A 439-nucleotide genomic window follows, 5' to 3' on the forward strand; every position below is an offset into this window, starting at 1 on the left:
GACTCGAAGTTCCTGGCCATGCTCAAGGTCTACAGATGGATCGTCCAGCCGGAGTAGAATCGTCCCATCACCTGCGTCAACAACGTGTGCGGTGAGTTCTCGACTAGTGACTGCCGACTCGATTCTCCCAAGGCGCTCGTCAATCGCTGCGAGTGACTGCTCAACAGTCTGTGTCTCTGCTGTCTCAGTGTCTTCGGGTGACCGGGACTCGGAGCTCGTTTCCGCTGGCATCGGGGGCGTCTCATCAGCTTTCGTCTCGGGAGCACCGTTTGACAGCCGTGGTCCCGGTCGTGATGGGATTTGTGTGCGGAGTTGTTCGAGGTCTAACCCTTCGGCGGCGAGGTCGACGTCGTTACAACGGGTCGTGATGGGCAGCGAGTATTCGAATTCAGCCGAGCCGTTGGTGAGTAATGACCCATTGGTCGTGGCTGTTGCCCGT

Annotated in this window: 1 pseudogene; it reads right to left on the minus strand. The window is 58.3% G+C overall.

Features of this window, described 5'->3' with window-relative positions:
- A pseudogene (locus tag DVK06_RS19525) lies at positions 1–439 on the minus strand (MBL fold metallo-hydrolase); the annotation flags it as partial.

The organism is Halorubrum sp. Atlit-28R (assembly GCF_003665955.1).
Taxonomy (GTDB): Archaea; Halobacteriota; Halobacteria; order Halobacteriales; family Haloferacaceae; genus Halorubrum; species Halorubrum tropicale.